Below are 13,796 nucleotides of genomic sequence, written 5' to 3'. Positions count from 1 at the left end.
GGGCGCTCTCGGCTCAGCTCAGGGCTGCGGGGAGCGGCTGGTGATGGAGGGGGAGGTGCCTGGGGTGGCGTCGGCGGCGGGCCCTGCGGAGGTCTCGCCGGCCTCCGCGTCCGCCACGGAGGCGAGCGGGGCGGCGGCGCTGCGGCCGAGCGGGACTTCCTCGGGCTCGGCCTTGCGGGTCTTGACGAGGGTGGTCTGCTGCTGCTCCTGGCCCTCGGCCTCCTCGAAGAGGTCGCTGGCGGCGTTGCCGGTGGGCGGGGCGGGCGGCAGGACGGGCGGGATGTGGGGCAGGACGCGGGCGAGCGCGCGGCCCAGGGCGTCGAAGAACGGCAGCAGTGGGGTGCCGGTGACGTAGACGCGGGCGTGCCGGTCGGCGAGCAGCCGCCGCACGTGGCCGCGGCCGGGGCCGGTGACGATGACGCGCGGCACGCTCAGGTCCTCGGAGGGCGGCGCGCTCAGCTCGACGGGCAGCGGGTCGGGCAGTTCGGTGGCGATGAGCACCGGGCCGAGACCGAAGTGCGGTTCGGTCTCGCGGGCGGCGCGGTAGGCGTTGCGCACCGGCTCGCCCTGGTGGTCGCGGTGCACGCCCTCGGCAACGGTGACCAGGCCGGCCGGCAGCCGGACGTCCAGCTGGGCGGCGATGGCCTGGAGCAGGGCGGCGCCGGCGCGCTGGTCGCCCTCGATCGCGAACTGCTGGGGGCCGGTGGCCAGGTCGAGGAAGACGGCGCGGCCGGTGCCGTCCTCGCTGACGCCCAGCGAGACGATCACCGGACGCACGGCGTCCGGGTCGGGGGTGACGGCGGGCAGTTCGGTGCGGTCGATGGTCCAGGTGCCGGCGTCGGTGGAGTCGGCGAGCAGGACGGTGACCTCGCGGTCGTCCACGAGCGCGGCGTACGGGCGGGCGGGGGCGGCCTCCTGACGGGCGCGGACCAGGGCGCGTTCGGCGTCGCGCCAGGTGAGCGGGGCGCCCAGGTGGTGGATGAGGCGCCGCAGCCGCCGCTGGTGCTGGAACCAGGCGCGGATGGGTGCGGCGAACGCGTTGCGGGTCACGGCGAGTTCGCGTTTGACGCGGGCCCACGCCGCCGACCAGCCGCCCATCCGCATGGCGATGGCCCGCAGGATGAGGAAGACGATCAGCAGCGCGCCGATGATCCCGCAGATGCGGAAGATCGTGTCGCGGTGGGTGCTGAAGAACTCGAAGGGGTCGGTGTTTCTCATGCCGCGGCATTCTCCCGTCGCATCTCGCGGCGCATGGCCAGCAGAGCGTAGTGGGTACGGGACTTGACGGTCCCCTGGGGGACGCCGATGGCGCGGGCGGCATCGGCACGGGACCGGTCGCACAGGTGCACCTGGACGAGGACCTCGCGGTGTTCGGGGGTGAGGCGGGCAAGCGCTCCGTGCACCACATGGCGTTCGACGACGGCGTCGGCCATGTCGGGCTCCGTGCAGCGCTGGAGCATGGGTGCCGGGACCACTCCCATGGGGACGGTGCGGTCACGGCGGTGGGCGTCCACCGCGAGGTTACGCGCGACGGTGTACAGCCAGGCGACGAGGCGGTCCTCGTCGTAGGCGATCTCGTGCTCGGCGGCGCCCGTTCGCGCGGACTGCCGCACGGCCAGGCGCCACACCCGGAGCATGGTCTCCTGCACGATGTCCTCAGCGCGGTGGGGGTCTCCCAGGGTGAGCCGGTTCACATAGCGCAGCAGCCGGGCACGGTACGCGCTGCTGAGCCGGTCCAGCAATTCGCCTGGGTCGCGTTGAGCGGTACGCATGGGTCTGCTCCATCCTCAGCGTCTCGGCGTGGAGAGCGTATTCATGTCCGCGTCCATGTTTCTCCAGATGGTGGGGAAAATCCCGGCCAATAAGCTCAGATGTAGCTCAGATTTTTGTTTACCGATACCTGGGGGACTTTGCGGGCGGGCGGCATACGGGCAGTGCGCGGCTGACAACAGGCGGCGGCGCGTGTGACGTGGGGGTAAAACCGCAGGCAGGGCGCCGATGGGCGGTGCCTGGTGCGGCCACGGCGGGCGCGAGGGGGGCCGGGTGACGGTGCGCGGAATTCTCCGCGCACCGGTTGTTCAGCCGCGGCGGGTGGTGAGATATGAAAGAAGGCTGCGGATTTCCCCGGCGGGGGCGGGTGCCAGCGGCACCGCGCGCAGCGACCGGTGGGCCAGGGCCAGTTGCCGGTCCGCCTCGGCGAGCGCGGCGGCGCGCCCGCCGGCCGCCTCGATCAGGGCGGCGGCGTACCGGGCGTGTTCGTCGCCGAACGGGTCCGTGCCCAGCACGGCGGCCAGGGCACGGGCGTCCGCGCGGTCGCCGGCCAGGGCCAGCAGTACCGGCAGGGTCTTCTTGCCCCGCCGCAGATCGCCGTACACGGGCTTGCCGGTGACCGCCGGGTCGCCCCAGATGCCCAGCACGTCGTCGATGGCCTGGAAGGCCACTCCGGCGTGCAGTCCGGCACGGCGCAGCGCGTCGACGGTACGGGGCTGGGCGCCGCCGAGGGCCGCGCCCAGCGCGGTGGCACAGCCGAACAGCGCGCCGGTCTTGCGGCCCGCCATGCCCAGGTACGCGTGAGGGGTGACGGCGCCCTCGCCGCGCCAGGGCGTGTGCTCGAACCGGAGGTCCTCGGCCTGGCCGTGCACCAGGTCGCGCAGGGCGCCGATCAGGTGCCGTACGGCGGTGGCGGTGTGCGGGCCGCCGCCGGCGGCCAGGGTGTCCAGGGCCAGGCTGTGGAGCGCGTCGCCGGCGAGGACGGCGGGCCCGGTGCCGTACGCCTTCCACACGGCCGGGCGTGCTCTGCGGTGTTCGTCGCCGTCCATGATGTCGTCGTGGACCAGGGAGAAGGTCTGCACGAGTTCCACGGCGACGGCGCCGGGGACGGCGGTGGCCCCGGTGGCGCCGACGGCTTCGGCGGCCAGCAGGGTCAGGGCGGCGCGGATGCCCTTGCCGTCCGGGGTGTGGGTGGCCATCTCGTACAGCCAGGGGTGGAGTTGGCGCAGTGCCCGGTCCAGGGCGGGGGCGGTGGCGGCGCGGGTGCGGGCGAGGATGTCGGACGCGGGGGTGGGGGTGGTCGTGGGGGTGGTGGCCGGGGTGGCTGTCGTGGGGGTGAGTTCGCGGATCATGGGGCGGCCTCCGCGGGGGCGGGCGCGGTCGTGGGCAGTTCGGCCAGTGCTTTGTCGGTCATGGCTCTGGCGTGGTGGAGCCCGATGCGCTGGAAGAGGGTGCGCAGTTCCCGCAGTTCGGCGGCGGTCTCCTCCGGGCCGCGCTGCCCCAGCCGGTGCAGGGTCTTGGCCAGTCCGAGCCGGCACAGGGCCTGGCCGCGCAGCTCGTCGATGGCGCGGAACTCGGCGAGCGTCTCCTCGTAGCCGCGCTTGGCCTGCCGGTAACGGCGGGCGCGGAAGAGCACGTTGGCGCGCATCTTGTGGTTGTAGGCGAGCGCGGAGGTGAGGTTCATCCGGCGGCAGGCCCGTTCGGCCTTCTCCAGGATGCTCAGCGCGCGGTCGGCGTCGCCGTCGCGGACCGAGACGATGTCGGCGATGCCGCGCTGGGCCCAGGCCCAGCCGCGCCGGTCGTCGGCGTTCCGGGCGATCTCGGCGGCCTCCTCGAAGAGGGCGAGCGCGCGGTCGAAATCTCCGGTGTTGCGGTGGATCTGGGCGATCCCCTCCAGCGCCCAGACCGTGTGCCGGGCCTCGCCGCGCTTGCGGGCCTCGGCGAGGAGCTGCTCGTGCAGCCGGCCGACGGCTTGGTAGTCCCCCTGTATTCGGCCGGTTTCGGCGAGCCCGGCGAGGGAGTAGCCGCGGGCGACGACGTCGTCGCCGCGTTTGCCGAGATCGGCGGCGAGGGTGAGCAGCCGGCGGGCGAGCGGCAGCGCGCCGCGCTGCCGGGCGAGGGTGCCGCCGCTCCACATGGCCCAGGCCATGGCGCCGAGGTCGTCCGCGGCGCGGGCGGCACGGTAGCTGGCCTTCCACGCGGCGTCCGCCTCGGCGACCTGGCCGAGCCGGCGCCGTGCCTCGGCGACGCCGAGTCCGGCACGGGCCACTTCGCGCCGGTCGCCGGAGGCTTCGGCGATCCGCAGTTGTTCGCTCGCCGCACGCAGGACATCGGTGAGCGAGGAGTTGACCGACAGGGAGTTCAGGGCGCCCTGATATTCGGGCGCGAACGCGTTGGCGTACATGCGGAGCGACTATACACGAGGTGTATACTCAGTATGTATAGCCGTTGTGGTGGTCCGATGATGAGACGCGCCGGAGCCCCGAACGGCTCCGGCGCGCCATGAATTTCAGACGTTCCTCACCGCAACTGGCTGATCAGCACCTGCGCCCGATGGGTCAGCGCGGCCCGCGCGCCGTCCGACACCGAGCGCTTCGACGCCTTCTCCAGCTGCCACACGAACGACTCCAGCGCCGCCACCGCGCCCCGCGCGCTGCCGGCCTGCTCCCACTGCACCTTGGCCACCAGCAGCGGCACCGACAGCAGGATCCCGGTCACCCGGTCGACATCCCCGGCCCGGACGAACGCGTCCAGCGCGTCCTTCAGCGCGCTCACCCCGCCCGGCGTCACAAAGTCCGGCACCGGGACGTCCGCCCAGTCGGTGTCGGAGGCGAAGTAGAAGCTCGGGTAGGACGGCTGGTTGTAGGTGGTCTGCTGCCGCGCCACGTCCACCCGGTACTGCGGGTCGTGCATGAGGGTGTACAGCTTGCGGTCGGTGACCTCCGTGCTCGTGTAGACGCGGATCGCCGAACTGTCCTCGGTCCGCACCAGCAGTTCCTCGCGCCAGTCGCCGAAGATGTCGGCCACCAGGGACGGGTTGCCCTTGGTGTGGTTGTTGGTGAGGGTGCCGGTGGCGGTCAGCAGCGTGCCGCGCTGCCAGTCCTCGATGGTCGGGGTGACATCGATCGCGCCGTCGACCAGCTGCGTGGTCATGTCGCCCGACCAGCGGATGCTCATGTTGGTGCCGGGGGTCTGCGAGCCCAGCCGCTCACCGCCGGCACTCCACAGCCCGATGCCCGAACCCCACGTCTCCAGGCCGGGGCGGGAGGGATCGATGTCACCGATCATGCCGCGCCCGGTGTCCACGCCGGTGTAACCGCCGTACAGCACCTCACCGGTGGCGGCGTCGCGCAGCGCGTACCCGTACGGGGCCCACGGCCCGCCCTCGTGGACGGTGTAGATCTCCAGGCCGGGGCGGTCCGGGTCGATGTCGGCGACGTGCATGGCGTCGCCGTGGCCCAGCTTCACGTACTCGCCCGGGACGCTGGACTCCGGCGGGCCGAAGTCGTAGGAGCTGTAGAGCAGTGAGCCGTCGTGGTCCAGGGTCGCCGAACCGTAGACGATCTCCTGCTTGCCGTCGCCGTCCACATCGGCCACGGACAGCGAGTGGAAGCCCTGGGTGGTGAGGGTGCCGTACTCGGGGTCGGTGCCCTCGACGCCGTGCGGGCCGTCGTTGAACGGGTTGGACATCGGGGTCCAGCCGCTGTCCACGTACCAGTCCTCGGTCAGCCGGTGGCCGTCCCAGCGGTAGGCGACGAGGGTGGTGCGGGTGTAGTAGCCGCGGGCGAACACGGCGGAGGGGTGCGTGCCGTCGAGGTAGGCCACGCCGGACAGGAAGCGGTCGACCCGGTTCCCCGGCTCGATGCGGTTCATCGCGTAGTCGCCCCACATGAGCCCGTCGTCGTGGCGGCCGGGCTTGTAGGCGATGGTCTGGAGCTCGGCGCCGGTCAGGCCGTTGAAGACGGTCAGGTACTCGGGCCCGTCGACGATGAAGCCCTCGAAGGCGCGCAGCCGGTTGTTGCCGCTGCGCGAGGGGGCGTAGACATCGATGAAGTAGTCGGTGAGTTCAGCGGCGTCGGCGGCCGACAGCGGGTAGCTGTGGCTGAACTCGTCCTCGGCGCCCAGCGCCTCCTCGACGGTGGCCGGCCAGTTCCCGGCGACGACCTCGGGGTGCTCGTGCCAGCCCCGGAAGATGCCGGCGAGGTGCTCGGCGTAGTCCTCGGCGCTCATCCGGTAGTCGTCACCGTGCCCGTAACCGGCGCGCACGTCCTCGCGGGGCATGGTGATGTACTTCGTGGAGACGGCGCGGCCGTCCTTCCCGTACCGGGTGATCTTGGTGCCCGGCGCGGTCTTGAACATCATCTCCGAGCGGCCGTCGCCGTCGAAGTCGTACACCAGGAACTGCGTGTAGTGGGCGCCCGCCCGGATGTTGACGCCCAGGTCGATACGGTGCAGGAGGGTGCCGTCGAAGCGGTAGGTGTCGATGTAGACATTGCCGGTGTAGCCGACCTGGGAGACGTCCTTGGAGTTGGACGGGTCCCACTTGACGATGAACTCGTACTGGCCGTCGCCGTCCACGTCGCCGACGCTCATGTCGTTGGCGCGGTACGTGTACGCCTCGCCGGCCGGGGTCACACCGTCGGCCGGCTTGCGCAGCGGGATGTCGTAGTAGCCCTCGGACCAGGGGGAGACGGCGTCGCTGCGGTCGACCTCGGTGCCGCCGACGAGGGCGGCGACCCGGTACGAGGCACCGTCCTGACCGTCCGGGTCGAGGAAGTTGGTGCTGTCGGTGACGGTGGCGATGGCCTCGCCGTCCCGGTACACCCGGAAGTCGGCGCCGGTCATGCCGTTCTCCCCGGCCCCGGTCACCTCGTGGCCGAGCAGCCGCCAGCTGAGGAACACGCCCTCGTCGGTGGCGACGGCCACCAGGCCCCGGTCCAGCTCCTCCAGCTGGAGGGCGGCGGAGCCGGTGCCGGAGCCGGATCCCGGGGCTGCGGCCCCGGGCCCGGCGGCACCCGCCAGCAACCCGCCGACGAGCGCCGCCGTCACGGCGACGGCTCGCGTTCTTCCGTACGGTCTCATGGGAACGTCCCTTCCACGACCGATGATTGAATCGTCTCAATAAACGGCCGAGACGCTACGGTGCCCCCTCCACACCGTCAACCCTTTGCGCACAAAAGGCGAGAGCTTCACTCAAAGGCGCGCAATGGATCCGCTCCGTGCGTCCACTGGACCCCGAGCCGCTGGCGCGCCACCAGCCAGCCGCGCCCGGGGTCACGCCGGAACTCCCAGTCGTACGGGCCACCCATCGCGTACGGGGCGCCCGCCGCATCCGGGGCGGGCCCGCCGACCGCGACGAACCACATGTAGCCGATGCCCGTCGCCCGGTCCCCGTCCACCTCCACGTGCAGGTTGAGGATGTGGTGCTGCATGGCGGCGTACGGCGACTCCGCCTCCTCCACCCGCGCCCGGATCGCGTCCCGCCCGCGGATCTCCCCCCACGGCCCGAACTCCAGCACCGCGTCCCCGGCCCAGCAGGCGCTCCACGTCCCCCAGTCCCCGCGATCCAGCGCCCGCCACCCCCGCATCAGCAGCGCGCGCACCGCCTCCTTGTCCTCCAGCACCCTGAGCCGGCGCTCCAGCGCCGCGACATGATCGCTCACTGGGCACTCCCCACGGGACGCACGACGATCTCGTTGACGTCGACCTCGCGCGGCTGGGCCACGGCGTACCCGATCGCGTCCGCGACGGCCGAGGCCGGCAACGCCACCGCCCGGTACGCCGCCATGGCCGCCCGGGCGACCGGATCGGAGATGCCGTCCGCCAGCTCCGACTCGGTCACCCCGGGAGAGACCAGCGTGACCCGCACCCGCCCGCCCGACTCCTGGCGCAGCCCCTCGGAGATCGCCCGCACCGCGAACTTGGTCGCGCAGTACACGGCGGCGGTCGGCGAGACCTCGTACGCCCCGACCGAGGCGACGTTGACCAGATGCCCGCCGCCCTCCTGCTCGCGCATCAGCGGCAGCGCGGCGGCGATGCCGTGCAGCACGCCGCGCACATTCACATCGATCATGCGGTCCCACTCGTCGGTGCGCAGCGCCTCCAGGGGCGACAGCGGCATCACCCCGGCGTTGTTCACCAGGACGTCCAGCCGCCCGAAGCGGGTACGGGCGCCGGAGACGAACTCCCGTACGTCCGCGGCGTCCGTGACATCGAGCCGCCGGTACGCGGCGGTTCCCCCCGAGGCGTTGATCTCCCCGGTGAGCGCGGCGAGCCGGTCGGTGCGCCGGGCGCCCAGGAACACCCGGTGCCCGTCGGCGGCGAGCCGCCGGGCGGTCGCCTCGCCGATCCCGCTGCTGGCACCGGTGATCGCCACCACCTTGTCCTTGGTGCGGGTCATCGCGTCGTCCTCTCCCGGTGGAGGACGAGGTGCTCGTGGTAGAGCACGCCGCCCCGGATGTCGCCGGTCGCCGTGAACCCGGTGTCGTCGACGTAGTCGATGTGGTCACCGGTCACCGTGTAGCGGCCGGTGTACGCGCCGCGGCGCCCGCCGCGGGCCTCCTCGTACCGGCCGTCGGCCCGCAACTCCTGGCGGATGTGACCGTCGGCGGTCACCCACAGGCCGACCACGCTCGTGTGGTCCGTCATGCTGGACTCCCTTCGCTGGCTGTCACGGCCCAGCCTGGGGCGGGCGCCCGTCGGCGGCCAGGACGGTCGCTGCCGGGGTGCGGCACACCCAGGCGGCGCCCGGCGCGGCGTCCTAGCCTGGACGGCATGACCGGCGACCGTTCCCCGTCCGGGGCCCCGCGCCCCTCCTCCCCGTCCCCATCCGACTCCGGTTCCGGCAATCACCTGGGCGACTTCCTGCGGGCACGCCGGGCGGGTCTGGGCCCGCAGGACGTGGGCATGCCGAGCTACGGGCAGCGCCGGGTCCCCGGACTGCGCCGCGAAGAGGTCGCCGTGCTGGCCGGGGTGAACGCCGACTACTACGCCCGCCTGGAACAGGGCCGCGAACGCCACCCCTCCGCCCAGATCCTCGACGCGCTCGCCGACGCCCTGCGGCTGGACACCGACGCCCGCGAACACCTGCACCGGCTGGCCGGCACCACACCGGGACACCGGTTCACGCCGCCCGCCGGGGAACAGGTCGGCCCCGCGCTGCGCGACCTCATCGACGGCTACCCCGGCGCCCCCGCGTTCGTCATCAGCCACACCCTGGACATCCTGGCGGCCAACGCCCTGGCCCAGGCCCTGCACTCCCCCTTCGGGCAGCCGGACAACCTGGCCCGGATGGCGTTCCTCGACCCGGCGGGGCGGGACTTCTACACCCGCTGGGACGCCACGGCCGAAGCGCTCGCGGGCCACCTGCGCCAGGCAGCGGGACCCGATCCGGACCACCCGCGCCTGCGCGCCCTCGTCCGCGAGCTGACCGCCCGCAGCCCGGAGTTCAGCCGGCTGTGGAACGCCCACACCGTCCGGGGCAAGACCCGGGCGGCCAAGCACCTCCACCACCCGGACGTCGGCCCGCTGACCCTGACCTACCACGCGTTCGACGTGCGCGAGGCCCCCGGCCGGCAACTGATCATCTACCAGGCGGCCCCCGGCTCCGCCGCCGCACACGCCCTGACCCTGCTGGGCACCCTGCACGCCACGTCGCGGGGCACCGCGGGCGGGACCGGCTCCCCCTGAGGACGTATCGGCGCGTAAACCGGGTGCGGACCGCCGCGCCGGTGCGCTGTGATGGGCCCATGACGATCGCCTTGCGCACGCCGGAGCCCGAGGGTCTGACCGAGGTCGTGAACGCGCTGCGCGAGTGGCAGGACGACGGGCAGCCGATGCAGTTGCACCCCGGGGACCTGGGCTGGTTCTGGCGATTCGGGGCACCGGCGACGGCTGCGGCGGTCCGCACCTGGAGCCGGGACGGGCGGATCCTCGCCGTCGGACTGCTGGACGGGCCCCGGCTGTTCCGGCTGACCACCGCCCCGGAGGTGCGCCGCGACGGGGAGTTGGCGCGGCGGCTGGCCGACGATGTGACGCGCCCGGAACGCGGCGTGCTCGGCCCCGGGGCGGCGGATGTCGAAGCCCCGATGGACTCCCCGGTCCACGACCTGCTGGCCGAACGGGGCTGGCACCCCGGCGAACCGTGGACGCCCCTGCGCCACGACCTCACCGAGCCGCCGCCGGACCCGGGAGTACGCATCGAGGTGGCCGGTCCGGAGCGGGTCGGTGACCGGGTCGCCGTGCAGCGGGCGTCCTTCGACAGCTCGACCTTCACGGAGGAGCGCTGGCACGCGATGGCGGCCGGTGCGCCGTACGCGGACGCCCGCTGCCTGGTCGCGTACGACGAACAGGGCACGGCCGTCGCGACGGTGACGGTCTGGTCGGCCGGCCCGGGGCGACCGGGTGTGCTGGAGCCGCTGGGCACCCACCGCGACCACCGCGGTCACGGGTACGGCCGGGCGGTCGCCGTCGCCGCGGCGGCGGCCCTGCGCGAACTCGGCTCCTCCAGCGCCCTGGTGTGCACCCCGACCGCCAACACCGCGGGCGTGGCCACCTATGTGTCGGCCGGCTTCCGGAGACTTCCCGGGGTCCGGGACAGCAGCCGGGAGGGATAGGGGCCGGCCCGCTTCACGCGGCCGGCGCGTTCTCCGTTCGCACCGCGCACCTCGGGTGGGGCCGGCCGCCGCACCGCCGTTCTCCGTCCGCCGGCACGCCGCGGCCCGTGACCGGGGGCAGCGCGCGATCCCGGCCGCGCCGGCTCAGCCCCCGGGAGAGGCGATGCGGCGGTAGGTGTCCTCCACCATGGTGTGCATCGACATGCGGAAGATCTCCGCCTGGTGCTCGGGCCCCACGAACGCGGTGTGGCCGAACACCTCCAGGACGATGAGCCCGTGCATGTGTCCCCACATGCTGAGCAGCAGCGATGTCGCGGGGGTCGGCAGGACGCCCGCGCCCAGAAGGTTCAGATGGGCGCGGAGTTCGGGTGACAGGGGCGGGACGTCGGCCGCGGCGAGCTGTTCCGGGGTGAAGCCGCCGAACAGTTCGTGCTCGAAGATCGCGCTGATCCGGCGCACCGCCTGGGTGGTGGGCCCCTCCGGTGGCGCCGAGTAGTCGCGCAGCGGTGTCCCGTACAGCAGTTGGAAGAGCTCGGGGTGGGTGAGGGACCACCGCCGGTACGCCTCGATACCGGCCAGCACGCGGGCCACGACCTCGCCCTCCGGCACGGAGTCGACGCCGGCCCGCACGGCGTCGCCCAGGTCGTCGTAGGTCTTGGTGATGAGCCCGGTGATCAGGGCGTTCCGGTGGGGGAAGTAGTGGTAGAGCGACTGCACGCTCATCCGGAGGTCGCGGGCGATCCCGCGCAGGGACAGACCTTCCGGCCCCTTCCGGATGACCTGGCGCTCGGCGGTCTCCAGGATTTCCCGGGTGGCGGTGGCCCGCCGCCTCTCGCGCAGGGAGAGCGGGGGCTGCGCGTCGTCGTCTGCGGGCATGCGGCGACCCTATGCCGCTCCCACCGGCTGACAAACGTGCGGGGGTGTCAGGCAAATCTGACACTCCCGCATCCGTGTCCGGCTCACTAACGTCGAGCCGGCGACGAGGAGTGCGTCACCGCACCCGCCTGTGATCAGGGCGAAGTGCCTCCGCGGAGCACCCTGTCGGCTTCCAGGCAAGTCACCCCGCTGCCGCATCCCGTTTCACCAGCCCGTTTCACCCTGCGCGCTTCCAAGGAGAACGTACGTGTTTGACCGTATGGCCGAGCTGGCGATCCGCCGGCCCCGGCTCGTCCTCATCGCCGCCTTCGTGGCGGTGCTCATGATGGGCGCCGTGGGCGGCGGCGCATTCGAGAAACTGCGGGGCGGCGGGTTCGACGACCCGGCGTCCTCCTCCACCCGGGCCGGGGAGCTCATCGAGGAGAAATTCGGCGGGGGCACCAATCTGATCCTGCTGGTCGGCGCCCCGGACGGGGTCGACGACCCGGCCGCCAGGGAGAGCGGCGAGGCGCTGCTGGCCGAACTGCGCGCGGAGGAGCACCTCGCCAACATCGTCTCCTACTGGGACACCGGCAGCCCGGACCTGCGCTCGCGGGACGGCAGGGGCGCCATCGTCCTCGTCCATGTGGCGGGCGACGAGATGGAGCTCCAGGAGAACACCGACGCCGTCATCGACACCTACACCGGCACGTACGACGGCACGCTGACCGTACGTGCCGGGGGCGCCGCCGCCGTGGACTCCGACATGTCCACGCAGGTGGTCGACGACCTCATCCTGGCCGAGATCATCGCCGTTCCGCTGGTGCTCCTGCTGCTCCTGGTCGTCTTCGGCAGCGTCGTCGCGGCCCTGCTGCCGCTGGTCATCGTGATCATCGCCATCGCCGGAACGTTCGCGCAGCTGGCGGTCCTCGGCTCGATCACCGAGGTGTCGATCTCCGCGACCAACCTGACCACCGCGCTGGGCCTGGGACTTGGTGTCGACTACGCGCTGCTGATGACCAGCCGGTTCCGCGAGCAGCTCGCGGCCGGGACCCGGGTCGAGGACGCCGTGCGGCAGACGGTCGCCACGGCGGGCCGGACCGTCGCGTTCTCCGCCGCGACGGTGGCGGCGGCGCTGGGCACCCTGCTGGTCTTCCCGCAGTACTTCCTGCGGTCGATCGGGTACGCCGGTGTCGGGGTCGTGGTCATCGCCGCCGTCAGCACCCTGTTCGTCATGCCGGCGCTGTTCATGGTCCTGGGGCACCGGGTGAACAAGGGCCGGATGCCCTGGGCGAAGGCGGGGGTCCGCGACGCGGGCGGCTCGCTGTGGGGGCGGCTGGCCCGTACCGTCATGCGCCGCCCGGTGCTCACCGCGCTGCCGGTCCTCGCGGTGCTGGTGGCGGCCACGGCCCCGCTGCTCGGCATCACCTTCGGCGTCCCCGACGAGCGGGTGCTGCCCACCGGTGCCGAGAGCCGTCAGGTCTCCGAGGCGCTGCGGAACGACTTCGACGGCAACGACGACGCCGCCGTGCACGTCGTCATCGACCGGGGCGTCGGCCGGGACGAACTGGCCGCGTACGCGGTCGAACTGTCCGCGCTGCCCGGCGTCGTCCGGGTCGAGACCAGCGCGGGCACCTTCACCGAGGGGGAGCCCGCGGCCACGGCCCCCGGCAACCCCGCCCTCGGCCGGCCCGACGCGGAACGGATCACCCTGGTGAGCGGGCTGGCCCCGGCGTCCGACGCCGCGCAGGACCTGGTCAGGGAGGTCCGCGCGGTGAACGGCCCCGACGGGTCCCAGCCGCTGGTCGGCGGCTCGGACGCGTCCCTCATCGACGCCAAGGACTCCATCGGCGAACGGATCCCGCTCGCCCTGGGCCTGATCGCCGTCACCACCTTCATCCTGCTGTTCCTGTTCACCGGCAGCGTCGTGCAGCCGCTGCGCGCCCTGGTCCTCAACATGCTCACCCTGGGCGCCACCCTCGGCGTGATGACCTGGATCTTCCAGGACGGCAACCTGTCCTCGCCGCTCGGCTTCACCCCGCAGCCGATGGAAGTCGCCATGACGGTGCTGATGTTCTGCATCGCCTTCGGCCTGTCGATGGACTACGAGGTGTTCATCACCAGCCGGATCAGGGAACTCCACGACGCCGGCGCGGACAACGAGACGGCCGTCGCCGACGGCCTCGGGCACACCGGCCGCATCGTCACGGCCGCGGCCCTGCTGCTCGCGGTGAGCTTCTTCGCCTTCGGCACCTCGCAGATCAGCTTCATGCAGATGTTCGGCCTGGGCAGCGGGCTGGCGATCCTGCTGGACGCCGTGGTGGTGCGCGGCGTGCTGGTACCGGCCTCGATGCGCCTGCTGGGCCGCTGGAACTGGTACGCGCCGGGCCCGCTGCGCGCGATCCACGCCCGGATCGGCCTGCGCGAGGGCGGCACCGCTCCGGAGCCGGCCCCGGCGGTGAAGGAGACGGCCGGGGTCTGACCCGCTCAACGGCCCCGGGTCCGCCGGACGTCCGTCCCCGCCGTACCGGGGGCGGACGCGTTCAGGCCGGCGGG

Annotated in this window: 12 protein-coding genes; 3 read left to right on the top strand and 9 right to left on the bottom strand. The window is 72.9% G+C overall.

The features are described from left to right. Window positions 1–18: 18 nt before the first annotated feature. The 8 genes from SXIM_RS12640 to SXIM_RS12605 all read right to left on the bottom strand — a co-directional run bounded on the left by SXIM_RS12640 (window position 19) and on the right by SXIM_RS12605 (window position 8,418). On the bottom strand, window positions 19–1,218 hold the full coding sequence (locus tag SXIM_RS12640) for a hypothetical protein (protein WP_052385255.1): 1,200 nt from the start codon (window positions 1,216–1,218) through the stop codon (window positions 19–21). Further along, on the bottom strand, window positions 1,215–1,772 hold the full coding sequence (locus tag SXIM_RS12635; RefSeq protein WP_030732269.1) for a sigma-70 family RNA polymerase sigma factor: 558 nt from the start codon (window positions 1,770–1,772) through the stop codon (window positions 1,215–1,217). Before SXIM_RS12635 ends, SXIM_RS12640 begins: the two co-directional genes overlap by 4 nt. A gap of 306 nt (window positions 1,773–2,078) precedes the next feature. Next, window positions 2,079–3,122: a polyprenyl synthetase family protein gene (locus SXIM_RS12630; RefSeq protein WP_046724026.1), complete on the bottom strand. Its 1,044-nt coding sequence runs from the start codon at window positions 3,120–3,122 to the stop codon at window positions 2,079–2,081. Then, window positions 3,119–4,174 (bottom strand): tetratricopeptide repeat protein, encoded by a 1,056-nt coding sequence (locus SXIM_RS12625; RefSeq protein ID WP_030732261.1) that lies wholly within the window; start codon window positions 4,172–4,174, stop codon window positions 3,119–3,121. The genes SXIM_RS12630 and SXIM_RS12625 overlap by 4 nt, the downstream gene beginning before the upstream one ends. A 116-nt stretch (window positions 4,175–4,290) precedes the next feature. Continuing rightward, window positions 4,291–6,852: a rhamnogalacturonan lyase gene (locus SXIM_RS28545; RefSeq protein WP_046724025.1), complete on the bottom strand. Its 2,562-nt coding sequence runs from the start codon at window positions 6,850–6,852 to the stop codon at window positions 4,291–4,293. 107 nt (window positions 6,853–6,959) lie between these two features. Beyond that, window positions 6,960–7,433, bottom strand: a complete 474-nt coding sequence (locus SXIM_RS12615; RefSeq protein WP_046724024.1) for a nuclear transport factor 2 family protein — start codon at window positions 7,431–7,433, stop codon at window positions 6,960–6,962. Then, the gene (locus tag SXIM_RS12610) at window positions 7,430–8,170 is read right to left on the bottom strand and encodes an SDR family oxidoreductase (RefSeq protein ID WP_030732253.1); all 741 of its coding nucleotides are present in this window, start codon (window positions 8,168–8,170) and stop codon (window positions 7,430–7,432) included. Before SXIM_RS12610 ends, SXIM_RS12615 begins: the two co-directional genes overlap by 4 nt. Next, window positions 8,167–8,418, bottom strand: a complete 252-nt coding sequence (locus SXIM_RS12605) for an Atu4866 domain-containing protein (protein WP_030732250.1) — start codon at window positions 8,416–8,418, stop codon at window positions 8,167–8,169. Before SXIM_RS12605 ends, SXIM_RS12610 begins: the two co-directional genes overlap by 4 nt. Window positions 8,419–8,544: 126 nt before the next feature. Between SXIM_RS12605 and SXIM_RS12600 the strand changes: the two genes are divergently transcribed. Continuing rightward, window positions 8,545–9,459, top strand: coding sequence for a helix-turn-helix transcriptional regulator (locus tag SXIM_RS12600; protein WP_078635470.1), 915 nt, complete (start codon window positions 8,545–8,547; stop codon window positions 9,457–9,459). Window positions 9,460–9,518: 59 nt separating this feature from the next. Further along, window positions 9,519–10,385: a GNAT family N-acetyltransferase gene (locus tag SXIM_RS12595; RefSeq protein ID WP_046724010.1), complete on the top strand. Its 867-nt coding sequence runs from the start codon at window positions 9,519–9,521 to the stop codon at window positions 10,383–10,385. Window positions 10,386–10,529: 144 nt separating this feature from the next. Here the strand turns inward: SXIM_RS12595 and SXIM_RS12590 are convergent, their stop codons facing one another. Then, window positions 10,530–11,261 (bottom strand): TetR/AcrR family transcriptional regulator, encoded by a 732-nt coding sequence (locus SXIM_RS12590; protein ID WP_046724007.1) that lies wholly within the window; start codon window positions 11,259–11,261, stop codon window positions 10,530–10,532. Between the two features lie 247 nt (window positions 11,262–11,508). Between SXIM_RS12590 and SXIM_RS12585 the strand changes: the two genes are divergently transcribed. Then, entirely contained in the window at window positions 11,509–13,722 is a 2,214-nt protein-coding gene (locus tag SXIM_RS12585; RefSeq protein ID WP_046724006.1) for an MMPL family transporter, read from the top strand. Window positions 13,723–13,796 lie beyond the last annotated feature (74 nt).

The sequence above is a fragment of the Streptomyces xiamenensis genome (assembly GCF_000993785.3).
Taxonomy (GTDB): Bacteria; Actinomycetota; Actinomycetes; order Streptomycetales; family Streptomycetaceae; genus Streptomyces; species Streptomyces xiamenensis.
Note: the sequence above shows the minus strand (reverse complement) of the source record. Positions and strands in the feature narration are given on the sequence as shown.